Origin of the sequence: Streptomyces sp. NPDC056373 (genome assembly GCF_042262425.1) — a bacterium.
Taxonomy (GTDB): domain Bacteria; phylum Actinomycetota; class Actinomycetes; order Streptomycetales; family Streptomycetaceae; genus Streptomyces.
In genome coordinates, this window is the sequence record NZ_JBHJPX010000002.1 from 438,133 (window position 1) to 461,107 (window position 22,975).

19 protein-coding genes, 1 tRNA gene and 3 pseudogenes are annotated in these 22,975 nt (G+C 70.5%); 5 read left to right on the forward strand and 18 right to left on the reverse strand.

What is annotated here, in order from left to right:
• Positions 1 to 41: 41 nt before the first annotated feature.
• The 15 genes from glyA to ACFCXS_RS05985 form a co-directional block, all read right to left on the reverse strand.
• Positions 42 to 1,280, reverse strand: coding sequence for a serine hydroxymethyltransferase (gene glyA / locus ACFCXS_RS05915; RefSeq protein WP_376641834.1), 1,239 nt, complete (start codon positions 1,278 to 1,280; stop codon positions 42 to 44).
• 120 nt (positions 1,281 to 1,400) lie between these two features.
• A complete protein-coding gene (locus ACFCXS_RS05920) occupies positions 1,401 to 2,081 on the reverse strand; it encodes a protein-tyrosine-phosphatase (RefSeq protein ID WP_376641835.1) in 681 nt (226 codons plus the stop codon).
• The gene (locus tag ACFCXS_RS05925; RefSeq protein WP_030854964.1) at positions 2,078 to 2,725 is read right to left on the reverse strand and encodes an L-threonylcarbamoyladenylate synthase; all 648 of its coding nucleotides are present in this window, start codon (positions 2,723 to 2,725) and stop codon (positions 2,078 to 2,080) included. Before ACFCXS_RS05925 ends, ACFCXS_RS05920 begins: the two co-directional genes overlap by 4 nt.
• An 88-nt stretch (positions 2,726 to 2,813) precedes the next feature.
• Complete coding sequence (prmC, locus tag ACFCXS_RS05930; RefSeq protein ID WP_376641836.1) at positions 2,814 to 3,653, reverse strand: peptide chain release factor N(5)-glutamine methyltransferase; 840 nt, start codon at positions 3,651 to 3,653, stop codon at positions 2,814 to 2,816.
• Between the two features lie 95 nt (positions 3,654 to 3,748).
• Positions 3,749 to 4,825, reverse strand: a complete 1,077-nt coding sequence (gene prfA / locus ACFCXS_RS05935; protein ID WP_376641837.1) for a peptide chain release factor 1 — start codon at positions 4,823 to 4,825, stop codon at positions 3,749 to 3,751.
• A gap of 294 nt (positions 4,826 to 5,119) precedes the next feature.
• Complete coding sequence (gene rpmE / locus ACFCXS_RS05940; protein ID WP_003992975.1) at positions 5,120 to 5,341, reverse strand: 50S ribosomal protein L31; 222 nt, start codon at positions 5,339 to 5,341, stop codon at positions 5,120 to 5,122.
• Positions 5,342 to 5,535: 194 nt separating this feature from the next.
• A complete protein-coding gene (locus ACFCXS_RS05945; protein ID WP_376641838.1) occupies positions 5,536 to 6,672 on the reverse strand; it encodes an LCP family protein in 1,137 nt (378 codons plus the stop codon).
• Positions 6,673 to 6,879: 207 nt separating this feature from the next.
• Positions 6,880 to 8,667 (reverse strand): trypsin-like serine protease, encoded by a 1,788-nt coding sequence (locus ACFCXS_RS05950; protein WP_376641994.1) that lies wholly within the window; start codon positions 8,665 to 8,667, stop codon positions 6,880 to 6,882.
• Between the two features lie 152 nt (positions 8,668 to 8,819).
• On the reverse strand, positions 8,820 to 10,907 hold the full coding sequence (gene rho / locus ACFCXS_RS05955) for a transcription termination factor Rho (RefSeq protein ID WP_376641839.1): 2,088 nt from the start codon (positions 10,905 to 10,907) through the stop codon (positions 8,820 to 8,822).
• Between the two features lie 402 nt (positions 10,908 to 11,309).
• A complete protein-coding gene (gene thrB / locus ACFCXS_RS05960) occupies positions 11,310 to 12,239 on the reverse strand; it encodes a homoserine kinase (RefSeq protein WP_376641840.1) in 930 nt (309 codons plus the stop codon).
• Between the two features lie 339 nt (positions 12,240 to 12,578).
• A complete protein-coding gene (gene thrC / locus ACFCXS_RS05965; protein WP_053670600.1) occupies positions 12,579 to 13,637 on the reverse strand; it encodes a threonine synthase in 1,059 nt (352 codons plus the stop codon).
• Between the two features lie 6 nt (positions 13,638 to 13,643).
• On the reverse strand, positions 13,644 to 14,936 hold the full coding sequence (locus ACFCXS_RS05970) for a homoserine dehydrogenase (protein WP_376641841.1): 1,293 nt from the start codon (positions 14,934 to 14,936) through the stop codon (positions 13,644 to 13,646).
• Between the two features lie 155 nt (positions 14,937 to 15,091).
• Complete coding sequence (gene lysA / locus ACFCXS_RS05975; protein ID WP_376641842.1) at positions 15,092 to 16,483, reverse strand: diaminopimelate decarboxylase; 1,392 nt, start codon at positions 16,481 to 16,483, stop codon at positions 15,092 to 15,094.
• Between the two features lie 16 nt (positions 16,484 to 16,499).
• Positions 16,500 to 17,543: an ArgS-related anticodon-binding protein NrtL gene (gene nrtL / locus ACFCXS_RS05980; protein ID WP_376641843.1), complete on the reverse strand. Its 1,044-nt coding sequence runs from the start codon at positions 17,541 to 17,543 to the stop codon at positions 16,500 to 16,502.
• A gap of 374 nt (positions 17,544 to 17,917) precedes the next feature.
• The gene (locus ACFCXS_RS05985) at positions 17,918 to 18,454 is read right to left on the reverse strand and encodes a response regulator (protein WP_376641844.1); all 537 of its coding nucleotides are present in this window, start codon (positions 18,452 to 18,454) and stop codon (positions 17,918 to 17,920) included.
• A 115-nt stretch (positions 18,455 to 18,569) separates the two neighbouring features.
• Here ACFCXS_RS05985 and ACFCXS_RS05990 point away from each other — a divergent pair.
• The 3 genes and pseudogenes from ACFCXS_RS05990 to ACFCXS_RS06000 form a co-directional block, all read left to right on the forward strand.
• Positions 18,570 to 18,641 (forward strand) — tRNA-Arg (locus tag ACFCXS_RS05990).
• Between the two features lie 275 nt (positions 18,642 to 18,916).
• Positions 18,917 to 19,462, forward strand: a pseudogene (locus ACFCXS_RS05995) (FtsK/SpoIIIE domain-containing protein); the annotation flags it as partial.
• Positions 19,463 to 19,545: 83 nt separating this feature from the next.
• Positions 19,546 to 19,920: pseudogene (locus ACFCXS_RS06000) on the forward strand (DUF2637 domain-containing protein); the annotation flags it as partial.
• Here ACFCXS_RS06000 and ACFCXS_RS06005 read toward each other — a convergent pair.
• Positions 19,892 to 20,545: an ABC transporter ATP-binding protein gene (locus ACFCXS_RS06005; RefSeq protein WP_376641845.1), complete on the reverse strand. Its 654-nt coding sequence runs from the start codon at positions 20,543 to 20,545 to the stop codon at positions 19,892 to 19,894. The pseudogene ACFCXS_RS06000 and the gene ACFCXS_RS06005 sit on opposite strands and share 29 nt — an antisense overlap.
• Positions 20,464 to 20,826, reverse strand: a pseudogene (locus ACFCXS_RS06010) (iron chelate uptake ABC transporter family permease subunit); the annotation flags it as partial. The gene ACFCXS_RS06005 and the pseudogene ACFCXS_RS06010, both read right to left, overlap by 82 nt.
• Positions 20,827 to 20,909: 83 nt before the next feature.
• Between ACFCXS_RS06010 and ACFCXS_RS06015 the strand changes: the two are divergent.
• Complete coding sequence (locus ACFCXS_RS06015) at positions 20,910 to 21,173, forward strand: CopG family transcriptional regulator (protein ID WP_376641846.1); 264 nt, start codon at positions 20,910 to 20,912, stop codon at positions 21,171 to 21,173.
• Positions 21,170 to 21,583, forward strand: coding sequence for a PIN domain-containing protein (locus ACFCXS_RS06020; RefSeq protein ID WP_376641847.1), 414 nt, complete (start codon positions 21,170 to 21,172; stop codon positions 21,581 to 21,583). The genes ACFCXS_RS06015 and ACFCXS_RS06020 overlap by 4 nt, the downstream gene beginning before the upstream one ends.
• Before the next feature lie 74 nt (positions 21,584 to 21,657).
• Here the strand turns inward: ACFCXS_RS06020 and ACFCXS_RS06025 are convergent, their stop codons facing one another.
• Positions 21,658 to 22,866, reverse strand: coding sequence for a hypothetical protein (locus ACFCXS_RS06025; RefSeq protein WP_376641848.1), 1,209 nt, complete (start codon positions 22,864 to 22,866; stop codon positions 21,658 to 21,660).
• Positions 22,867 to 22,975: the final 109 nt, after the last annotated feature.

A 22,975-nucleotide genomic window follows, 5' to 3' on the forward strand; every position in this document is an offset into this window, starting at 1 on the left:
GTTGCACGAGTGGCTGTGCACCCTGATGCGCTTACCCCGACTCAAGCGGGATACGGCGGAAATCGACCGGCCAGCTCCCGAACATCTTCACGGGCTCTCGAAATCTCCGTCACGCCCCGCAGCACCCCGGAGAACAGTGCGGCGATCCGGGCCATCTCGGCCTCGCCCATGCCCTGCGTGGTGATCGCGGCCGTGCCCAGCCTGAGCCCCCGGGCGTCCCCGTGCGGCAGCGCACAACAGTCCATGACCAGGCCCGCGGCGGCCAGACGGCCCCGGGCGGTGCGTCCGTCGACGCCGAGCGGCGCCGGGTCGGCGGTGATCAGGTGCGTGTCCGTGCCGCCGGTGGTGACGACCAGGCCCTCCGCCGCCAGCCGGGCCGCCAGAACCCGCGCGTTCGCCACCACCTGATGGGCGTACGCGGCGAACGCCGGTGTTGCCGCCTCCCCGAACGCGACCGCCTTCGCGGCGATGGTGTGCATCTGCGCACCACCCTGTGTGAAAGGGAACACGGCCCGGTCGACCCGCTCGGCCAGCTCCGCGCGGCACAGGATCACACCGCCGCGCGGGCCCCGCAGCACCTTGTGGGTGGTCCCGCAGACGATGTCCGCGTACGGCACCGGGTTCGGGGCCGCCTTCCCGGCGACCAGCCCGAGGGGGTGCGCGGCGTCGGCGATGAGGTAGGCGCCCACCTCGTCGGCGACCTCGCGGAAGAACGCGTAGTCGAGATGGCGGGGATAGGCGATCGAGCCGCACACGATCGCCTTGGGCCGGCGGGTGCGGGCCAGGGTGCGCACCTGCTCGTGGTCGATGAGCCCGGACTCGGCCTCGACCCCGTATCCGACGAAGTCGAACCATCGGCCGGAGAAGTTGGCGGGCGAACCGTGCGTGAGGTGGCCGCCGTAGGGCAGGCCGAGCGCGAGGACGGTGTCGCCGGGGCGGAGCAGGGCGGCGTAGGCGGCGAGCACCGCCGAGGAGCCCGAGTGCGCCTGGACGTTGGCGTGGTCGGCGCCGAACAGCGCCCGGGCCCGTTCGACGGCGACGCGTTCGGCGGCGTCGGCGATCTCGCAGCCGCCGTGGTGCCGGGCGCCCGGATAGCCCTCGGCGTACTTGTTGGCCAGCGGGGAGCCGAGCGCGGCCAGCACGGCCGGGGAGCTGAAGTTCTCGGCGGCGATCAGCTGGAGCGTGGTCGACTGCCGCTCCCGCTCCCCGAGCAGGATGTCGGCAAGCTCGGGGTCCTGACGGCGCAGGACGTCGGCCTGGATGGCAGGGGTGACCGTCATGGTGGGCTCCGGGCGACGCATTGTCTGGGCGGTTCGCCTCCGGGCGCCTGAGTCCTTCGGCTCACTCGCCGTGGTGACGTAGCACCAATGTAGGCCCGGGCCCTGCGGAGCGCTCGGCTGTTACGTCCTTGCGGGGACGCCCGTGAGCGCCGTGACGACCGGGTCGAGGGCCTGGTGTATCTCGTCCCCGATGGACCGGAAGAACGTCAGGGGGGCGCCGTAGGGGTCGTAGACCTCGTCCGCCTCGGCCGTCGGCGCGAGCAGCCACCCGCGTAGAGCGGCCGCGGCGCGGACCAGCGCACGCGCGCGGTCGACCACGCCCTCCTCCAGGGGCGGCAGGGTCGCCGGGTCGATGGCCTTGACCAGGCGCGTGAACTCCTTGAGCGTGAAGGTACGCAGGCCCGCCGAGTGACCCATGGAGATGACCTGCGCCCGGTGGTCCCGGGTGGCGGTCAGCACCAGGTCGGCGCGGATCACGTGCTCGTCCAGGAGCTCGCGCCCGGTGAAGCCGGAGGCGTCCGCGCCGAAATCCGCCAGGACGGTCTCCGCGTGGGACTCCATGGGCGCGCCCTCGTGGCCCCAGGTGCCGGCGCTCTCCACGATCAGCCCGCCGCCCAGGATCCCGAGCCGCTCCCGCACCGCATGGCGGGTCAGCCGCTCGGTGATGGGCGAGCGGCACACGTTGCCGGTACTGACGTGGAGGATCCGGAAGCTGTCACGCGGGAGCCCCACGAACGTCGTCGTGATCTCTGCCGCGCTTTCCCCGTTGCCTATGCCACGCCCCGATCCAGGGGCCGTCAATTCGCCACCTCGAGGTCGGGTACGACCTTTCGCAGCTCGTCCGCCGAGATGGCGCCGGCGCGCAGCAGCAGCGGCACCTCACGGGTCACGTCGACGATCGACGAGGGCACGATGCCGGGGGTCGGGCCGCCGTCGAGGTAGACGGAGACGGAGTCGCCGAGCATCTCCTGCGCGGCGTCGCAGTCCTCCGGCGCCGGGTGGCCGGTCAGGTTGGCGGAGGACACGGCCATGGGGCCGACCTCGGTCAGCAGTTCGATGGCGACCGGGTGCAGCGGCATGCGCACGGCGACCGTGCCGCGGGTGTCCCCGAGGTCCCACTGCAGGGACGGCTGGTGCCGGGCGACGAGCGTGAGCGCACCAGGCCAGAAGGCGTCGACCAGCTCCCAGGCCAGCTCGGAGAAGTCCGTGACGAGGCCGTGCAGCGTGTTCGGGGAACCGATGAGGACGGGGGTGGGCATGTTGCGGCCCCGGCCCTTCGCGTCGAGCAGGTCGGCGACCGCCTCCGAGGAGAACGCGTCGGCGCCGATGCCGTACACCGTGTCCGTCGGCAGCACCACGAGCTCGCCACGGCGGACGGCGGACGCTGCCTCGCGCAGACCGGTCACACGGTCGGTCGCGTCATTGGTGTCGTATCGCCGTGCCATCTTTAGCTGGCCTCCTCGTACACGTACTGCTGGGATGAAGTCCACGAAGTCCAAGAGGTCCGCGAAGACCGCGGGGTGCCCGGTGTGCTCACGGCAGTGCCTTGCGGGCCGTGGCGAAGCGCGGGCGGTTGTTGAGGTCCGGGTGGTCGGCCGCGTCGGCCCAGCCCCGCTCCTCGGTGAAGATCCACGGCACCTGGCCGCCCTGGGTGTCGGCGTGCTCGACGACGACCACGCCGCCCGGACGCAGCAGCCGGTGCGCGGTGCGCTCCAGGCCGCGGATCAGGTCCAGGCCGTCCTCGCCGGAGAAGAGGGCCATGTCGGGGTCGTAGTCCCGGGCCTCGGGGGCGACGTACTCCCACTCGGTGAGCGGGATGTACGGCGGGTTGGTGATGACCAGGTCGACCTGACCGTCCAGGTCCGGGAAGGCGGTGAGCGCGTTGCCCTGCCGCAGGTCGACCCTGGACCCCTCGACGTTCTTGCGGGTCCACCGCAGGGCGTCCTCGGACAGCTCCACGGCGTGCACGCGCGAGCGCGGCACCTCCTGGGCGAGGGCGAGCGCGATGGCGCCGGAGCCGGTGCACAGGTCGACGATGCACGGCTCGACGACGTCCATGGCCCGCACGGCGTCTATGGCCCAGCCGACCACGGACTCCGTCTCGGGCCGCGGCACGAACACCCCGGGACCGACCTGGAGTTCCAGGTAGCGGAAGTAGGCACGCCCGGTGATGTGCTGGAGCGGTTCGCGGGCCTCGCGGCGGGCGATGACCTCCCAGTAGCGGGCGTCGAAGTCGGAGTCCCTGACGGAGTGCAGCTCGCCGCGCTTGACGCCGTGCACGAACGCGGCGAGTTCCTCCGCGTCGGTACGCGGCGAGGGCACGCCGGCGTCGGCGAGCCGCTGGGTGGCCTGGGCCACCTCCGCGAGCAGCACGCTGCGGGGGCTTGGGGGTCGCCCCCCAAATGACTGCTGCACGCAAGTCCTCCGTATTACTCGTACGTGATCACTCGTACGTGCTTGTGCCTGCCTTACGCGGCCGCCAGCTTCGCCGCGGAGTCCGCGTCGACGCAGGCCTGGATCACCGCGTCGAGGTCGCCGTCCAGGACCTGGTCCAGGTTGTACGCCTTGAAGCCGACGCGGTGGTCCGAGAGGCGGTTCTCCGGGAAGTTGTACGTGCGGATCTTCTCGGAGCGGTCGACCGTGCGGACCTGGCTGCGGCGGGCGTCGGCGGCCTCCCGCTCCGCCTCCTCCTGCGCCGCTGCGAGCAGCCTGGAGCGCAGGATACGCAGTGCCTGCTCCTTGTTCTGCAGCTGGCTCTTCTCGTTCTGGCAGGAGGCGACGACCCCGGTCGGGATGTGCGTGATGCGCACGGCGGAGTCGGTGGTGTTGACGGACTGCCCGCCGGGCCCGGAGGACCGGTAGACGTCGATGCGGAGGTCGTTCGGGTTGATCTCGACGTCGACCTCCTCGGCCTCGGGCGTGACGAGCACACCGGCCGCGGAGGTGTGGATGCGGCCCTGGGACTCCGTCGCCGGCACGCGCTGCACGCGGTGCACGCCGCCCTCGTACTTCAGGCGCGCCCAGACGCCCTGACCGGGCTCGGTCGCGCCCTGGCCGCCCTTGGTCTTCACGGCGACCTGGACGTCCTTGTAGCCGCCGAGCTCGGACTCGGTGGCGTCGATGATCTCGGTCTTCCAGCCGACGCGCTCGGCGTAGCGCAGGTACATGCGCAGCAGGTCGCCGGCGAACAGGGCCGACTCGTCGCCGCCCGCGCCCGCCTTGATCTCGAGGATGACGTCCTTGTCGTCGCTGGGGTCGCGCGGGACGAGCAGGAGGCGCAGCTTCTCCGTCAGCTCCTCGCGCTGCCGCTCCAGGTCCTTGACCTCGGCCGCGAAGTCGGGGTCGTCGGCGGCCAGTTCGCGCGCGGTCCCGATGTCGTCGCCCGTCTGCGTCCAGGAGCGGTACGTGGCGACGATGGGGGTGAGCTCGGCGTACCGCTTGTTCAGCTTGCGCGCGTTGGCCTGGTCGGCGTGGACCGACGGGTCGGCGAGCTTCTTCTCCAGGTCGGCGTGCTCGGCGACGAGTTCCTCGACGGCCTCGAACATCTTGGGGCTCCTGTGTACGGACGGGGGTGAAGGGCGGGCGACCAAAAACGCCGGTCCCGGAGCGCCCGGCGAAGGGGGCGCGTCCGTGGACCGGCGCTAGGGCCTGCCCGGCGGATCAGGTCGGAGGAAATCCGCCGTACCCGTCAGTGCCGGTGAGCGGGGCCTGGTGCGTGCAGCTGCAAGGCGCAGGAAGGAGTCGACGCGGAGCGTCGGCGACTGACGACAACGCCGCAGATGTGCGCGCCAGGCCCCGCGTCTCCGACAGGATCCGCCGGGCAGGCCCTAGGGGGCTCGCTACTTCTTGGAGCCGGCGGCCTTGCCGAAGCGGGCCTCGAAGCGGGCCACACGGCCACCGGTGTCGAGGATCTTCTGCTTGCCCGTGTAGAACGGGTGGCACTCGGAGCAGACATCGGCGCGGATGGTGCCGGACTCGATGGTGCTGCGGGTGGTGAACGACGCGCCGCAGGTGCAGCTGACCTGCGTCTCGACGTACTCGGGGTGGATGTCGCGCTTCAAGGTGTCTCCTAGTTTCGGGAGGGCGCCGGGTCGCCGCCGCGGGATGCGGGAGCGTGAACCGGAGCCGACGTACCAGTCTGCCAGGACTGGGGCCTACTCCCAAAACCGGGGGTTGTCGTTGTTTGTTCCCGCGGGCCGTCGTGAGGTGCTCGCGCCCACGCGGCGGAGCCGCACATCGATTCAGCCCCGCGCCCCTAGGGGGCGCTGACCACGCCCTTGGCCTCGCCGGAGGCGCTGCCCGTCGTCGCGCTCTTCGGGATCGGCTTGTCCTGCTCCAGGGCCTTCCAGATCTGGTCGGCCTTCTTCTGCTGGAGGAGGACGCGGTTGGGGTCGGCCGGGTCGTAGGCCACCGGCATCGTGACCATGTGCATGTGGGACGGGCTGATGCCCTGGAGGCCGCTCGCGAAGGAGGCGAGCTTGTTGACCGAGCCCAGATCGGAGTCGGTCGTCACCGTCTTGGTCGCGGTCTCCGCGAGGTCGAGCAGCTTCTTGGGGTTCGAGAAGACGCCGACGTCCTTGATCTGGTTGACCAGGGCCTTGATGAAGGCCTGCTGGAGCTGGATGCGGCCCAGGTCGGAGCCGTCGCCGACGCCGTGCCTCGTACGCACCAGGCCGAGGGCCTGCTTGCCGTCGAGCGTGTGGGTGCCCGCCTTCAGCTTCAGATGGCTGTCGGGGTCGTCGATGCTCTTGGTCGTGGTGATCTCGACGCCGCCGAGGTCGTCGATGAGCTTCTGGAAGCCGGCGAAGTCGACCTCCAGGTAGTGGTCCATGCGCAGGTCGGTGATCGACTCGACGGTCTTCACGGCGCAGGCGGCTCCGCCGGTGGAGTACGCGGAGTTGAACATCACGCTGTGGGCGGCGGGGTGCTTGCCGCCCTTGGTGTCCGTGCAGGACGGGCGGTCGATCAGGGTGTCGCGCGGGATGGAGACGACACTGGCCTTCTTGTGGCCCTTGTAGATGTGCACGATCATCGCCGTGTCGGAGCGGGCGCTGCCGTCGTCGGTGCCGCCGCCGAGCTTCTTGTTGCCTCCGGCACGGGTGTCGGAGCCGAGGACGAGGATGTTCTCGGAGCCGTTGTCGGCCTTCTTGGGCCGGTTCGTGCCGAGAGCCTGGTCGATGTCGACGCTCTTGAGGTTGCCGTTGAGCTTGAAGTACAGGTAACCGGCTCCGGCACCACCCAGCACGACGATGCCCGCGGTGGTCCAGGCCGTGATCATCAGGCCCTTGCGGCGTCTCGGGGGCTTGCGCCGCCGGCCCTTGCCGCGATGACGCGCTCCGTTGATGCCGTTGTTTCCCGGTATGCCCGGTTCCGGCGTGCTCTCGGCAGACATGTACTCCTCAGCTCTTCTACGGTCGCTTACCCCCTGCGATCAGTGCCAGGCATGGCCGGAAAAGAACCTTCCCCGCACTATCGTCGCTCCACCTGGGCAGACGGAGAAACTCGGGAAAGGGTTGCACAACGGACTGTGCCCACCGCGTAGGACGGTGGGCACAGCGCGTGTTCGGCACAGCGGGACGCACCCCGCTCACCTGCAATTTCAGCCGAAGATGTCGTACTGCTTGAAATCGGTACCGACGGACTTCCTTGTGGCGAAGATCTCGCTGGTCCCCTTGCCGGTGCCCGGGTACAGGTAGAGCGTGCCGCCGGGGGTGCGGGCCAGGAAGTCGGCCTTGCCGTCACCGGTGACGTCGCCCGGCGCGTCGAAGGCGTTGTAGCCGTCCCACGTGCGCACCTTCACCCGGGCCGAGAAGGCGCCCGAGCCGGCCTTGCCGGTGCCCTTGTAGAGGTAGAGGGAGCTGCCCGACTTGCTGCGGGCGATCAGGTCGGTCTTGCCGTCCCCGTTGAAGTCGCCCTTGCCGCGCACGGAGTTGTACTGGTTCCAGCCGGAGCCGACCTTCACGCGGGCCGCGAAGGTGCCGTTGCCCTTGCCCGGGTAGATCCACATCACGCCCGCGGAGTCGACCGAGAGCAGGTCGGGCAGGTAGTCGCCGGTGACGTCACCGGGGGTGATGATGCGGGTGCGGGTCTTCCAGTTGTCGGCGATCTGCTTGGTGGACCAGGTGCCGCTGGAGATGACGTAGTGCGTCCAGAAGACGTCGCCGTCGCTGCTGCGCCGGTAGACCAGGTCCTGGTAGCCGTCCCGGTCCAGGTCGGTCTGCAGGACGACGTTGACGCCGTTCCAGTTGCCCCAGGACTCGCGGGCGGCGAACGACGTGCCCTTGGAGTCCTTGGAGTAGCCGGTCTTGGTGGAGGCGTTGCGCACCCACAGGTCGGCCTTGTGGTCGCCGCTGATGTTGGTGTCGTCGAGGCGCGGGTAGGCGGCGCCCACGTACGTGCTGACCTTGCTGAAGACGCTGTAGGCGCCCTTCGCGACGCAGTCGGTAACGCCCCAGGACACGACACCGACGATCCGGTTGTTGACGACCAGGGGACCGCCGGAGTCGCCGTTGCAGGCGGAGACGGTGCCGGTGTCGCTGCCGGTGGCGGGCTTGCCCGCGCAGACCATGTGGCCCTTGATGAAGTCCGCGCCGTACGCGCCGGAGCACGTCGTGTCGGACTGCATCGGCAGTGTGGCCGTCTTCAGCGTCTCGGAGATGTCGTCGCTGGTGGAGCTGGTGCGGCCCCAGCCGTAGACCTTGGCGTCGGTGCCGGACTTGTACGACGTGGTGTCGCCGGACGTCGTCATCCGGATCGGGGTGGCCTTGACCGGGACGGGCAGGGTCAGCACCGCGATGTCGTTGTCGATGGTGTTCGCGTTGTACGACGGGTGGTTCCACTGCCGCCAGACACCGGTGACGGTGCCGCCGTGCAGGTCCGTGCCGTCGGCCGAGGGCAGCTGGGAGGTGCCGGTGATGACGGCGCCGTTGGCGTTCCAGTTGTAGCCCTTGACGCAGTGCGCGGCGGTGAGGATCTTCGTCGGCGCGACGACGGCGCCGCCGCAGAAGAAGCCGATGTCGTCACTGGTGCTGGAGGTGCCCCGGTCGTCGTAGTAGTGGAGCTGCGCCATCCACGGGGCCGTGCTGATGGTCGTCTCGTTGCCGCCGATGACCTTCGGGTCGATGCGGCCGGCGACGGTGCCCGCGGTGAGCGCGGCCTTGCTCGTCTTGCCGGCGACGTCGTCACCGGCCATGGCGCCCGCGACGCGCTTCTCCAGTTCGGCGAGCGACGGCGAGCTGACGGCGGGCTTGACCGTCGGCTGCGGCAGCGGCGTGGCCGCGTCTGCGGACGTCGTCAGCAGCGCGCCGGCCACGGCGGCGGCGACACCGGCCGCGGCGACGGGCAGGGCTATACGTATCCGGCGTCTGTGCCGACCGCCCCCGGGCATGGGTGTACCCACGAATGTCCCCCCTCGGGATCACAAGTTCGAAGAGAGCGTGATCCTACCCGCACACGAACAGCACAGAGGGCCGCCCCCGTGCGGGGAGCGGCCCTCTTGCGCAGTCCTTACCCGAGCCGGCCCGAGCGGGCCGGCTCCCCTCAGTCTCCGTTGCCGGGCGTCGGGGTGGTCTTCTGGATCTGCATCAGGAACTCGACGTTCGACTTGGTCTGCTTCATCTTGTCGAGGAGCAGCTCGATGGCCTGCTGCTGGTCGAGCGCGTGCAGCACCCGGCGCAGCTTCCAGACGACCGCGAGCTCCTCGTTGCCGAGCAGGATCTCTTCCTTACGGGTGCCGGACGCGTCCACGTCCACCGCCGGGAAGATGCGCTTGTCGGCGAGCTTGCGGTCGAGCTTGAGCTCCATGTTGCCGGTGCCCTTGAACTCCTCGAAGATCACCTCGTCCATGCGGGACCCGGTGTCCACCAGCGCGGTGGCGAGGATGGTCAGCGAGCCGCCGTCCTCGATGTTGCGGGCCGCACCGAAGAAGCGCTTCGGCGGGTACAGGGCGGTCGAGTCGACACCACCGGACAGGATGCGGCCGGAGGCCGGGGCGGCGAGGTTGTACGCACGGCCCAGACGGGTGATCGAGTCGAGCAGCACGACCACGTCGTGGCCCAGTTCCACCAGGCGCTTGGCGCGCTCGATGGCGAGCTCGGCGACCGTGGTGTGGTCCTCGGCCGGGCGGTCGAAGGTCGAGGAGATGACCTCGCCCTTGACCGACCGCTGCATGTCGGTGACCTCTTCCGGACGCTCGTCGACCAGGACGACCATCAGGTGGCACTCGGGGTTGTTGTGCGTGATCGCGTTGGCGATCGCCTGCATGATCATGGTCTTGCCGGTCTTCGGCGGAGCCACGATCAGACCGCGCTGGCCCTTACCGATCGGCGACACGAGGTCGATGATGCGGGTGGTGAGCACGCCCGGGTCCGTCTCCAGACGGAGGCGGTCCTGCGGGTACAGCGGGGTGAGCTTGTTGAACTCCGGCCGTCCACGCCCGGATTCGGGCGCCATACCGTTGACGGAGTCCAGGCGCACCAGCGCGTTGAACTTCTCGCGCCGCTCGCCTTCCTTGGGCTGACGGACCGCACCGGTGATGTGGTCGCCCTTGCGCAGGCCGTTCTTGCGGACCTGGGCGAGGGAGACGTACACGTCGTTCGGGCCGGGCAGGTAGCCCGACGTGCGGATGAACGCGTAGTTGTCGAGGATGTCCAGGATGCCCGCGACGGGGATCAGGACGTCGTCCTCGGTGATCTGCGGCTCGGAGGCGATGTCGTCACGGCCGCGACGGCCGCGGCGGTCGCGGTAGCGGCCGCGACGCCCACGCCGGCCGCCCTCGAAGTCATCGTCGTCCTGCTGCTGTGCCCGGTCCTGACGGCCGCCGCCCTGCTGGCTCTGCTGCTGGCCGCGCTGGCCGCCGCCCTGCTGGTCGTCACCCTTGCCGCCGCGGCGGTCGCGGTCCCGGCCACCACGGTCACCGCGGTCACCGCGGTCACGGCGGTCGCGACGACGGCCCTCGCCGCCGTCACCGGCGTCGGACTTGGCCTCGTTGTTCTGGGACTGCTGCTGCGACTGGGCCGGCGTCTCGGCCTTGGTGTCGTTCTTCGCCTCGGCGACGACGGTCTCCGCGGCGGAAGCCGGGGCTCCGGCCTCGGCGGTGGCCCGGCGGCGACGGCGCTCGGGCGCCTCGTCTCCCCCGCGCTCGCCCGCATTCGCACGGGACCCGTCGCGAGAGGGGCCGCCGGCCGGCTGGCCGGGGATCTCGATCTGCTGCTGGGCCACGGCCTTGTCGGCCTTGTCGGCCTTGTCCGCGGGGGCCTGGGAGGCCTCCTGCGCGTCCGCCTTCTTGTCCGCCTTCTCGGCGTTGTCGCCCGTACGGGTCCGCGAGGTGGCGCGGCGCTTGGGCTTGGTCTCGGCGGGGGCGTCGGCCTTCGCCGAGACCGGAGCGGCGCCGCCGGACGCCTGCGCCTCCTTGATGACCTCGATCAGCTGGCTCTTGCGCATACGCGCCGTGCCCCTGATGCCGAGGCCCGAGGCGACCTGCTGCAGCTCGGCCAGCACCATGCCCTCGAGGCCGGTACCGCGGCGCCGCCGGGAGCCGGCACCGCTGGCAGGCGCGGAGGCGTCCGTGGCGGGCGCGGCAGCGGTGTCCTCGACACGTGCGCCCATCAGATCGGTGGTGTCGCTCACGAAGGGTCCTTCCCTGGAGCGGACGTCGGCCTGTCTGGCTCGGCGACCGTTTGTGCTGTCCGACTTCGGTTCGTTTGGTGTGAACCGCGCCGGGGCGGTGGTCCGCCTAAGCGGCGGAGGAATCTGGTGATGGCGCTTCCTTGAGTCGTGGCACCCAGTGTCAGTGTCACGCGGCGTGGTCGCACCGGTTCCGGAGCATGCCCTGCGCCCCGCTCAGTGTCCTCGTACGGCGTACGGTCCGACGTACGGCACACAGTGCGGCTTGGGGGGCTCCCGGAAAAATGTCTGTCCCGGACGGGGACACGAGGCACCTCGCCATGGTGGGGTCGGGTGCAGACTTGAGGTTAACACTACCGGATCCAACAAACATTCCCCCTCTCGAAATCCGGTAACCGAGGCTTTTCAGATGTCACCGGACGCCGCCAGCGGCAGCACGATCGCGCCCTGCTGATCGAGGCGCAGCCGGTTCGCGGCCCACTCCGCGCCCGCCAGGGCCTCGACCTTGTCCGCGGTCTCCGCGTCGGCGAGCGCCATGACCGTGGGTCCGGCGCCGGAGATGACCGCGGGGATGCCGTCGCCCCGCAGCCGCTCCACCAGTGCCGCGCTCTCGGGCATGGCGGGGGCGCGGTACTCCTGGTGCAGGCGGTCCTCGGTGGCCGGCAGCAGCAGTTCGGGACGGCGCGTCAGGGCCTCGACGAGCAGGGCCGCCCGGCCTGCGTTGGCGGCAGCGTCGACGTGCGGGACGGTGCGCGGGAGCAGGCCGCGCGCCGTTTCCGTGAGGACCGGCTTTCCGGGGACGAAAACCACCGGAACGATGGAATCGGCGGGATCCATCCTGATCGCGCGCGCCGCGCCGCCCTCCATCCAGGACAGCGTGAAGCCGCCCAGCAGGCACGCCGCCACGTTGTCGGGGTGGCCCTCGATCTCGGTCGCGAGCTCCAGCAGCGCGGTGTCGTCGAGCTTGGCGTCCGCCCCTATGGTCACGGCGCGGGCGGCGACGATGCCCGCGCAGATGGCGGCCGAGGAGGAACCGAGGCCCCGGCCGTGCGGGATGCGGTTGGCGCAGACGATCTCCAGACCGCGCGGCTGTCCGCCGAGCAGGTCGAAGGCGGTGCGCAGGGATCGTACGAGCAGGTGCTTCTCGTCGCGCGGGAGCGTCTCGCTTCCCTCACCCGCGATGTCGATGTGCAGCCCGGAGTCGGCCACCCGGACGACCACGTCGTCGTACAAGCCCAGCGCGAGGCCGAGGGCGTCGAAGCCCGGGCCGAGGTTGGCGCTGGTGGCGGGGACGCGCACCCGGACGGCGGCGGCGCGGAACGCTGGACCGGCCATCGCTCGATGACTCTCCTTGAGCTGCGGTGATTGTCGAATGACGTTCAGTGGACATTCGATGGCGTACGAGAACCCTTGAGGCCGCTGCCGACCGGGGTGGCCGGCCGCTGCCCGGCCGCGGAGACGGCGCGGCGCCGTGCTCATGCGCAGGCATATGCGGCGGGCGGGTTCAGTACAGCCTATCGAAGGAAGGTTCTGTGGCGACATAGGGCGCACAGGAGGCGCACGATGCGTGTCGTAAGCCCCCTATGCACCCCCCGTAGGGAACTCCCCCGGGCAAGCGCCGTCTTACGCCGGACCGTGTCGGCGGTGCACCGGCGCTCGGTGCGACGCCGCAGGTCAGGCCAGACCGAGGCGCTCCGCCGCGGCCGCCGAGTCGACGGGGACGGTGACCGGCTGCGGGGCACCGGCGACGGCCCAGTCGGGGTCCTTCAGCCCGTTGCCGGTGACGGTGCACACGATCCGCTGCCCCGGGTCGACCTTGCCCTGCTCGGCCGCCTTCAGCAGACCCGCGACGGACGCGGCGGACGCCGGCTCGACGAAGACGCCCTCCTGTGAGGCCAACAGCCGGTAGGCGCGCAGGATCTCACGGTCCGTCACCTCGTCGATGAAGCCGCCCGACTCGTCGCGCGCGGCAAGCGCGTACTGCCAGGAGGCCGGGTTGCCGATGCGGATGGCCGTGGCGATGGTCGAGGGGTCCTTGACGACCTCGCCGCGCACGATCGGGGCGCTGCCGGAGGCCTGGAAGCCCCACATCCGCGGGGTCCGTGTCGCCACCTTGTCGGCGGCGTACTCCGTGTAGCCCTTCCAATAGGCCGTGATGTTGCCCGCGTTGCCGACGGGCAGGACGTGGATGTCGGGCGCGTCGCCGAGCATGTCCACGATCTCGAAGGCAGCGGTCTTCTGACCCTCGATTCGGACCGGGTTGACCGAATTGACCAGCGCCACCGGGTAGTTGTCGCTCAGGCCGCGCGCGAGCGTGAGGCAGTCGTCGAAGTTGCCGTCGACCTGGAGGATCTTCGCTCCGTGCACGAGGGCCTGGCCCATCTTGCCCAGCGCGATCTTGCCCGTCGGCACGAGCACGGCGCACACCATCCCGGCCCGCACAGCGTACGCGGCGGCGGAGGCCGACGTGTTGCCGGTGGAGGCGCAGATGACGGCCTTCGCGCCCTCCTCCTTGGCCCGGGTGATGGCCATGGTCATGCCGCGGTCCTTGAAGGACCCGGTCGGGTTCGCACCCTCGACCTTGAGGTGGACCTCGCAGCCCGTGCGCTCGGAGAGCACCTGCGCGGGCACGAGGGGCGTACCGCCCTCACGGAGCGTCACGACCGGCGTGCTGTCGGAGACGGGCAGCCGGTCCCGGTACTCCTCGATGATTCCGCGCCACTGGTGGGTCATTGCTGGTTACTCTCCTTCAACCCGCATGATGCTGGCGACACCACGCACGGTGTCGAGCTTGCGCAACGCCTCGACGGTCCCGGTGAGGGCGGCGTCGGACGCACGGTGCGTGACGACGACGAGGGAGGCCTCGCCGTCCTTCCCCGACTGGCGAACCGTATCGATCGAGACTCCGTGCTCGGCGAAGACGGTCGCGACCTGGGCGAGAACACCCGGTTTGTCAGCCACGTCGAGGCTGATGTGGTACCGCGTGACGACGTCGCCCATCGGGGACACCGGCAGCGCGGCGTACGCGGACTCACCCGGTCCGGTCGCGCCGCCGATCCGGTTGCGGCAGACGGCGACGAGGTCGCCGAGCACGGCGGAGGCGGTGGGGGAACCGCCCGCTCCGGGGCCGTAGAACATGAGCTGCCCGGCGGCGTCGGACTCGACGAACACGGCGTTGTAGGCGCCGCGGACGGAGGCCAGCGGGTGGCTCAGCGGGATCATGGCCGGGTGCACGCGCGCGGTGACGGACGCCCCGTCGCCGGCCCGCTCGCAGATGGCGAGCAGCTTGATGGTGCAGCCCATCTCCTTCGCGGAGGCGAAGTCGGCCGCGGTCACCTCGGTCATGCCCTCGCGGTAGACGTCGTCGAGGCGCACACGCGTGTGGAAGGCGATGCCGGCGAGGATCGCGGCCTTGGCGGCGGCGTCGAAGCCCTCGACGTCGGCGGTCGGGTCGGCCTCGGCGTACCCCAGGGCGGTGGCCTCGTCGAGGGCCTCCTGGTAGCCGGCCCCGGTGGAGTCCATCTTGTCGAGGATGAAGTTCGTCGTGCCGTTGACGATGCCCATCACCCGGTTGATCTTGTCGCCGGCGAGGGACTCGCGCAGCGGCCGGACCAGCGGGATGGCACCGGCGACGGCGGCCTCGTAGTAGAGGTCCTTGCCGTGCTGCTCGGCGGCCGCGTGCAGGGCCGCGCCGTCCTGGGCGAGCAGCGCCTTGTTGGCGGAGACGACGGAGGCGCCGTGCTCGAAGGCGGTGGTGATGAGGGTCCGGGCGGGCTCGATGCCGCCGATGACCTCGACCACGACGTCGATGTCGCCGCGTTTGACGAGGGCGGTGGCGTCGGTGGTGACGAGCTCGGGGGCGATGCCCTCGCGCACCCTGTCGGGGCGCCGTACGGCCACGCCCGCGAGTTCCACCGGGGCCCCGATGCGGGCCGTGAGGTCGTCGGCGTGCGTCGTCATGATGCGCGCCACCTCTGAGCCGACCACTCCACAGCCCAGCAGCGCCACCTTCAGCGGACGCGTACGCATCATCCGACCTCGTTTCCTCTTTACCGTCTACGGTGGAACCAGTCTCACTCACCGGACGGGAGTTTCTGCCCCCGGTCCGGATCGTGAGATGTCTATTTCATTTTCACGGTGGCGAAAGACAGGAGATCTTCCGCCACCGGCTTTGCCGCCTCTGTCGCTCAGCCCACGTCGAGACGCAGCAAATCCTCCTCCGTCTCGCGGCGGACGATCACCCGGGCCTCGCCGTCGTGCACGGTGACGACCGGCGGCCGCAGCACGTGGTTGTAGTTGCTGGCCATGGACCGGCAGTAGGCACCCGTCGCCGGTACGGCGATCAGGTCACCCGGTGCCAGGTCGGCCGGCAGGAACGCGTCCTTGACCACGATGTCCCCGCTCTCGCAGTGCTTGCCGACGACCCGGGCGAGCATCGGCGCGGCGTCGGAGGTGCGGGAGACCAGCGCGACGCTGTACTCGGCGTCGTACAGCGCCGTGCGGATGTTGTCCGACATGCCGCCGTCGACGGAGACGTAGGTCCGCAGCCCGTCGAGGGGCTTGATGGTGCCGACCTCGTAGAGCGTGAACGCGGTAGGGCCGACGATGGCCCGCCCCGGTTCGACGGAGATACGCGGCGTGCGCAGCTTCGCGGCCTCGCACTCCCTGGTGACGATCTCGGTGAGCGCCTTGGCGATCTCGTGCGGCTCGCGGGGGTCGTCGTCGCTGGTGTACGCGATACCGAGGCCGCCACCGAGGTCGATCTCCGGCAGCTCGACGCCGTGCTCGTCGCGCACGGACTTCAGGAGCGAGACGACCCGGTGCGCGGCGACCTCGAACCCGGACATGTCGAAGATCTGCGAACCGATGTGGCTGTGGATGCCGACCAGCTCGAGCCCGTCGAGCTGCAGGGCCCGGCGTACGGCCTCGGCGGCCTGCCCGCCGGCCAGCGGGATGCCGAACTTCTGGTCCTCGTGGGCCGTGGCGATGAACTCGTGGGTGTGGGCCTCGACGCCGACGGTGATGCGGATGAGGACCTTCTGCCGCTTCCCGAGGCCCTGCGCGATGTGGGCGACGCGGACGATCTCCTGGAAGGAGTCGAGGACGATGTGCCCGACCCCGGCCTCGACCGCCCGGGTGATCTCGTCGACGGACTTGTTGTTGCCGTGGAAGGCGATGCGCGCGGCGGGCATGCCGGCGGACAGGGCGGTGGCCAGCTCGCCGCCGGAGCAGACGTCGACGTTCAGCCCCTCCTCGTCGAGCCAGCGCACCACGGCACGGGAGAGGAACGCCTTGCCGGCGTAGAAGACGTCGGCGTCGGCCCCGAAGGCGGTGCGCCAGGCACGCGCGCGGGCCCGGAAGTCGGCCTCGTCCAGGACGTAGGCGGGGGTGCCGAACTCCTCGGCGAGCCGGGTGACGGGGATGCCGCCCACGGTCACGGCCCCGTCGGCGTCACGGGTCACGGTCTGGGCCCACACCTTCGGGTCCAGAGCGTTGAGGTCGGCGGGCGGGGCGGAGTAGTGCCCCTCGGGGAGGACATCGGCGTGACGGGGCCCGGCGGGGTGTGCGGAACGGCTCATGATCTGTTCGTGTCTCTCAGAGATGGTCGGGTGCGTCGATGCCGAGCAGGGACAGGCCGCCGGCCAGCACCGTCCCGGCGGCTTCGGCGAGCGCGAGCCGGGCGCGGTGGGCGGCCGAGGGTTTCTCCTCACCGAGGGGCAGCACGGCGGGGAGGAGGGGCATGGCGGCATCGGCGACGGTGACGAGGTGCCGGGCCAGGCGGTCGGGGGTGTACTGCGTGGCGGCGGCGAGGACGCGGGGGTGGTCGCCGAGTACGGCGGTCAGCGCTTCCGCTGCGCTCACGGGACCCGGCTCGGGGTGGAAGCCGAGGTCGGCGGCGTTGCGCAGGAGGGCCCGGGTGCGGGCGTGGGCGTACCGGACGCGGAAGAGGGGGTTGCTCTCCCGCTGGAGAAGGTGGTCGCCGGGAATCTTCGGCCGGTCGTGGGCGGCGGGGTGCAGCAGGGCCCAGCGGGCGGCGTCCCGGCCGAGGGGCAGGGGGTCGAGGGGGGCGGGGACAGGGCTGACGGTGACGGACCGGTCGGAGAGGACACGCGGCCCTCGGGTGGTGATGTCCGCCCCGAGAACGGACGTCCACTCCGGGGCGGGCCGGCCGGTGCACGAGACACGGACGATGTCCCCCTGGCTGCGCGCCAGACGGCCCAGGACGTCCGTGACCACGACGGCACGCACCTCCGCCCGGCAGTAGATCTTGAGGGCGATCCCGCTGAACCCGTTCGTCGAGTGCCCGTAGCGCCGCCCACGCCGCAGGATCTCGTCGACCAGGTCGCCGGAGGCGTTGCCGTGCAGGCTGACGTTGAGGAAGCCGGGCCCGGTGACCACGACGTCGGCGAACCGCTGCTCGTCGAGGAGCCGCGAGCGCAGGACCTCGGCCACGTCACGCGGCGGCCGGCCTGCCGCGCGGGCCAGCTGGAGGGCGATGTTGGTGGCGTAGTCGCCACAACCCCCGGGCCCCGGCGGAGCGACCACGGCCCGCTCCGGAACGGTCACGCTGAGCTCACCCTCGTCGACGGCACGGCGCACGGCGTGCAGCACGGTGCGGGAGAGCTCGGCGGGGGTCACGGGACAAGCGTATGGGAGGGAGGGGGTGGGTATGCGAGCAGGTTTCCCGAGGGTCCGGGATGTGGACGGTGGGGTGGGGCTGGGGTGGGGCTGGGGCTGGGGGGCGTTCGGGGGGTGCGGGTGGGGGCTGCGGGGCGTTGGGGCTGCGCGGGTGGGGCTGTGCGGCGCTTGGGGCTGCGGGGGCGGGGGCTTGCGGCGCTAGGGGCTGCGGGGCCGCCGGGGCTGTGCGGGGACTGCACGGTTGAGGGTTGCGCGGCGTTTGGGCCCGCGGGGTCGGGGCTGCGGGTGAGGGGGGCGCGGCGCGTGGGCTCGTATGGGTGGGGCTGCCCTGCGTCCGGACCCGGGGGGGTGCCGCCACCGTAGGCATCTCCTGCCTACGGCACGGCGGGGAGATCCACTTCCCTCTCCTGGCCCGGCACCGGTTCCTTGGCTGGGGCACCACCGCCGTCGGCGTCGGGACCACCACCGCGCTGCCGACCCCCGCCCCGGGCTCGCTCCATCAACTGGCGGACCACGAGGACCAGTTCGGCGGGCTCGAAGGGTTTGGCGAGGAAGGCGTCGACGCCCACTTCAAGCCCGGCCTCGATCTCGTGGTGGCCGCAGGCGCTGATGATGGCGAGGGGCGTGTCCCGGGTCCGCGGATCGGCCCGGAGGCGAGCGGCGGTCCGCAGCCCGTCCAGCCGGGGCATGACGACATCGAGGGTCACGACATCGGGCCGCACCTGATGCACGACATCAAGACACTCGGCACCGTCGGCCGCGGTCACGACCTCCAGCCCCTCCAGCTCGAGGTTGACCCTGATCAACTGCCGGATGACCTTGTTGTCGTCCACAACAAGCACCCGACCCGACGCGCCTGGCACAACTCGAGAGTAGGTCGGCCCCGGCCATCGCGTCCGGGTTTTCCCCACTTCCACCCCGCACGAGCGACTCGCATCCCCCTCCCCGACAGCGGAAACCCGTTCATGACCACCCCGAGGGAGCTGGTAGTGTTCTACCCGTCGCCGCGAGCAACGCGACGAACACGCCCCCGTAGCTCAGGGGATAGAGCAACGGCCTCCGGAGCCGTGTGCGCAGGTTCGAATCCTGCCGGGGGCACCTTGCATGAGGTGCCCAAAGACCCCGCCATCAGCGCTTTCGCTGGGACGGGGTCTTCGTGTATGTGCAGGCGTGTGCCGCTCGAAGCGGCTGTATGTCGGGTGCCGTGGACTATCCGTGGACTGGCCACAGGCCAGGAATCCGCAGGTCAGGGCCGGAAAACGCCGAGGCCCCCGGACCGTAGTCCAGGGGCCATCATGCCGCAGGTGCGCGTGTCGGAGGTGTGCCGGGATCAGGTCCCGTCGCCGGGCTCGTCCTCCTGGCCGTCGTCCTCAGGACTGCCCGAGTCCGAACGCCCCGTCCCCCTCGTGCTGTTCGTAGACGAGGTCGCTGAACTGTTCCTCGTCGCCACCAGGAAGGACGAGGAACGACGGGACGAGATGGTCACCCAGCTCATTCGCCTCGCCCAGCTCGGCCGCGCGGCCGGCATCTACCTGGAGGTCTGCGGACAGCGCTTCGGCGTCGAGCTGGGCAGGGGCGCCACCATGCTGCGAGCCCAGTTGACCGACCGCGTCTGCCACCGCGTCAACGACGAAGCCTCCGCGAAGATGGCGCTCGGCGACATCGCACCCGAAGCGGTCTCGGCTGCATGTGCCATCGCACCTGAACGCCCCGGCCTGGCCGTCGCAGGTGACACCTCCGGCGGCTGGTCACGCATCCGGACCCCGTACCTGTCCCTCAGCGATGCGGCGGCGGTCTGCCGAGAGTCCGCACACCTGGTGCCGGACGTGCCCGCGCTCAAGCCCTTCCTGCCCGAGGTGGCCATACGGCCAGTCGAGTCTCCGGCCCTCGTCGCCGAACCCCGCCCGGCTACCGGCTGACCTCCTCCACCAACTCGGTCGGCGTGACCGCCTCACGCCAGGTCCCTACCCCTCGTATGCCTGAACCCGGAAGGAGCCGCATCATGCGCGCCCAACTGGCCCGCGTTGACGCGGTGCTCATCCAAGCTGTCATCGCCGCCGCGCTGTCCTTCGCCCACCTGCACGACATCGCCTCGGCGGCCGGACAGGACGGGGGGAATGCGTGGGCCTACCCGATCTCGGTGGACCTGCTGCTCGTCGCCGCCTGGCGCCGACTGCGGTCAGGGGAAGCCAAAGCGGCCGGGTGGTGCTGGTTCGTCATCGCCCTCACCGTCTCCCTGGGAGCCAACGTCGCCACCGCCGGCCTCCTCGACCTGAACCACGTCCCGGCCTGGCTGCGCATCCTCGTCGCGGGCTGGCCCGCGGTCGCCTTCCTCGGCGGCACGCTGCTCACGCACTCCGCACCGACAACGCTCGACCGTGGCGTATGTCGAGGTGGTTGAGGGGTTCGTCGAGGACCAGGACGCGGGGTTGCTGGGCCAGGGCCCGGGCGAGCAGGACGCGCTGGCGTTCGCCGCCGGAGAGGGTGGCGATGTCGCGGTCGGCCAGGTGGTGGGCGCCGACCCGGCGCAGCGCCTCCTCGGCGATCCAGTGGTCCTGGGCGCTGGGGTTCTGCCAGGCGCTGAGGTGGGCGGTGCGGCCGAGGACGACCACGCGGCGCACCCGCAGCCCGCTGACCGGTTCGGACTCCTGCGGGAGGGCCGCGGTGTGGCGGGCCGACGTGGCGGGGTCCCTGGCGAGCAGGTCCCTGCCGTCGACCAGTACGGTGCCGGCCTCGGGTGTCAGGGCCCGGTAGAGGCAGCGCAGCAGGGTGGACTTGCCCGTGCCGTTGGGGCCGACGATGCCGAGTACCTCGCCGGGTTCGGCCCGCAGGTCGACGCCGAGCAGAACGGGGACCCCGGACAAGCGGGCGTTCAGTCCCCCGATGGCCAGTTCAGCTGGCTTTGCCTCGTCGGACAAGATCACGGGGCTCCTCCCCCGCCGGGTCCTGCCAGTGCGCCGCCCCGGCGGACCAGCAGCCACAGAAAGACCGGGCCGCCGCACAGCGCGGTGACGACGCCGACGGGCAGTTCGGCCGGGGCGAGGACGAGGCGGGCGGCGAGGCCCGCCCACACCAGGAACACGGCGCCGCACAGCGCGGCGACGGGCAGGACGCGCGCGTTCTCCGCGGTGCGCAACAGCATGCGGGTGAACAGCGGCATCATCAGGCCGACGAAGCCGATCGCCCCGCTGACCGCCACCAGGGCCCCGGTGAGCAAAGCGGTGATCACGAACAGTTCGGTGCGCAGCCGGGACGGGCGCAGTCCCAGGCTCGCGGCGGTCTCACCGAGGGTCCCGGGTACCGGCACGCACAACGGGCCAGAACCCTTCACCAGCCCGCCAGAGGATACAAGGTAGGATAGGTAGCATGAGCGAACCTACCGGCAAGTACTCGATCACCATGCCGCGTGACATCGCCGAGGCCGCCAAAGCCCGCAGCGGCCCCTCCGGGCTGTCCGCCTACGTGGCCGCGGCCGTGGCCCGTCAGATCGAACGCGACAATCTCAACGAACTCATCCAGGTCGCCGAAGCCGAACACGGGCCCGTCACCGACGAGGAGATCCAGGCTCTTCGTGACCAGCTCCACCACGCCCGGCAGGAGCAGGCACAGGACGGGGCGCACGCCGCGTGACCCGCTCTCCGGCCGTTCCCGGCGGCACCCTGGTCCTGGACAGCGAAGGGCTGGCCAAGGCTGTCCTGCGTGACCGTACAGTCACCGGCTGGCTCGCGCTCGCCCGCGCCGACGACCTGCGCGTGATCACCTCCGCAGCCACCCTCGTCGAAGTGGTTCACCCTCGCATCAACCGCCCGGCCCTGGAGTGGACGCTGTCCCGCCTGGTCGTCGAACCGGTCACCGAGCCCATCGCCCGTCACGCCGCCGCTCTCCTGGCAGACGCCGGCCTGCACGGCCACAAATACGCCATCGACGCCATGCTCAGCGCCACCGCACTGGCCGCCCCTGGACCCGTCACCGTTCTCACCTCGGATCCCGAGGACCTCGCCGCGCTGTGCAACGGACGCGTCACCGTCATCAAGGTCTGACGACCGCCATCACGGGGACACACCCGGAAACGGAAGATACTGGAGCCGTGGACCGCGCTGTATCCGGCATGGTTTCAGATGTAGAACTTGAACTGAGGTAGCGGGGTCCGATCGGGCGGGATTTCCCGCATGATCTCTCCGACCAGTCCCGAGAACTTGATCGTGATAGGCAGAAGTCCACCCAAAGCGGCCGAGTTCCAGTTGAGCTTGGTGAGGGCCAGTACTTCTTTCAGCAGCACGTCACGGGACGAGTCCTGGCCGATGTGATCAGCCACCTGAAGCGGGGCCGGGACGTGCATCCCGTGGAACTCTCTCAGGGCGGATATGTAACCCGTGGTGTAGAGGTAGTCCAATTCGCCGAAGCTGAAGCGGGTTCCACGCAAGGGCGGGTACTTGGAGGTCGTGATGAGTCGCACCCGGCTTTGCGCCTCAAGAGCCATCAGGTCATAGCGTCGCACCCGGGCTTCGATCGCGGAGCGGAATCCGTCACGCTCATCCGGCCAGTAGCGAGAAGTCTTGTGGACCACGATCCGGGCCGGAGTCTGCTTCATCACCGACTCGTACTGGTCGAGGACCAGGGCCATCAGCTTGTGGGCGCCTTCAGCCGTCAGGTGAGGTGAACGGCTTCCGGTCTTGTGAGGGTCCCACTCGAATTCGTGGCCGCGTAGAACCAGCCCTTCCCCACGCTCGTCGAACGCCTGCACCAGGCTGGTCTGCATCGTGGCTCGCGCAGTGCCGAGCGGGCGGTAGAACCCGATTCCTACGTAACAGGTGCCAGGGGTCAGGCCGTACGGACTCCAGGGGTAGCCGCCTGCTTTGCAGTACATCGCGGTGAAGAAGTTCCACGCGATACGGGAGGGCGGTGTCCGGTCCCTGCCGTCCAGCGTGGGCGCTCGGACGATCTGTGTGGGGAGACGGAACCTCATGGCGCTCGCTTTGAGTGCGCGGCGCAGATCGCGGTGGACGGCTCCAGTCTCTTTGGTTGTGTAGTCGGCGGATCCGCAGCGGGCGACGACCTCGTCGGACAGCGCGATCACGACGTAGTCGGGGGTGCTGTCGCGTTCCGCGAGGTGCCGCAGCTTCGTCTCGAACAGGGTCACGGCGGCGTGGAAGCGCTCCTCCTGCGATCTGATCTCCAGCACCTGGCGCAGTTCCGCCTGGCCGAGTTCCTCGTCCCACGCATCGTCGAATTCCAGGGAGGAGAAGAATCCCCGGTCGGGCATCCAGCCGGGAAATTCAGGGTTGTTCTCATCGCCCGTCATGCCCTCGGCCCGGCTGCTCATCCAGGCGCGTGCTGCCTCGACAAACTCTGGGGTACCGATGAGCCCGACACGCAGCCGTGTGGGGTGCCGGCCCGAGGCGGTCCAGGATCGCGGGCCGTAGCGCGCGATC

Bases quoted from the DNA above. Each gene is read 5' to 3' on its own strand.
- glyA (WP_376641834.1), bottom strand. From the start codon at position 1,280: ATGACGGTCACCCCTGCCATCCAGGCCGACGTCCTGCGCCGTCAGGAC.
- ACFCXS_RS05925 (WP_030854964.1), bottom strand. From the start codon at position 2,725: ATGGCACGGCGATACGACACCAATGACGCGACCGACCGTGTGACCGGT.
- prfA (WP_376641837.1), bottom strand. From the start codon at position 4,825: ATGTTCGAGGCCGTCGAGGAACTCGTCGCCGAGCACGCCGACCTGGAG.
- ACFCXS_RS05945 (WP_376641838.1), bottom strand. From the start codon at position 6,672: ATGTCTGCCGAGAGCACGCCGGAACCGGGCATACCGGGAAACAACGGC.
- ACFCXS_RS05950 (WP_376641994.1), bottom strand. From the start codon at position 8,667: ATGCCCGGGGGCGGTCGGCACAGACGCCGGATACGTATAGCCCTGCCC.
- thrB (WP_376641840.1), bottom strand. From the start codon at position 12,239: ATGGCCGGTCCAGCGTTCCGCGCCGCCGCCGTCCGGGTGCGCGTCCCC.
- thrC (WP_053670600.1), bottom strand. From the start codon at position 13,637: ATGACCCACCAGTGGCGCGGAATCATCGAGGAGTACCGGGACCGGCTG.
- ACFCXS_RS05970 (WP_376641841.1), bottom strand. From the start codon at position 14,936: ATGATGCGTACGCGTCCGCTGAAGGTGGCGCTGCTGGGCTGTGGAGTG.
- lysA (WP_376641842.1), bottom strand. From the start codon at position 16,483: ATGAGCCGTTCCGCACACCCCGCCGGGCCCCGTCACGCCGATGTCCTC.
- ACFCXS_RS06015 (WP_376641846.1), top strand. From the start codon at position 20,910: ATGAGCGAACCTACCGGCAAGTACTCGATCACCATGCCGCGTGACATC.
- ACFCXS_RS06025 (WP_376641848.1), bottom strand. From the start codon at position 22,866: ATGAGCAGCCGGGCCGAGGGCATGACGGGCGATGAGAACAACCCTGAA.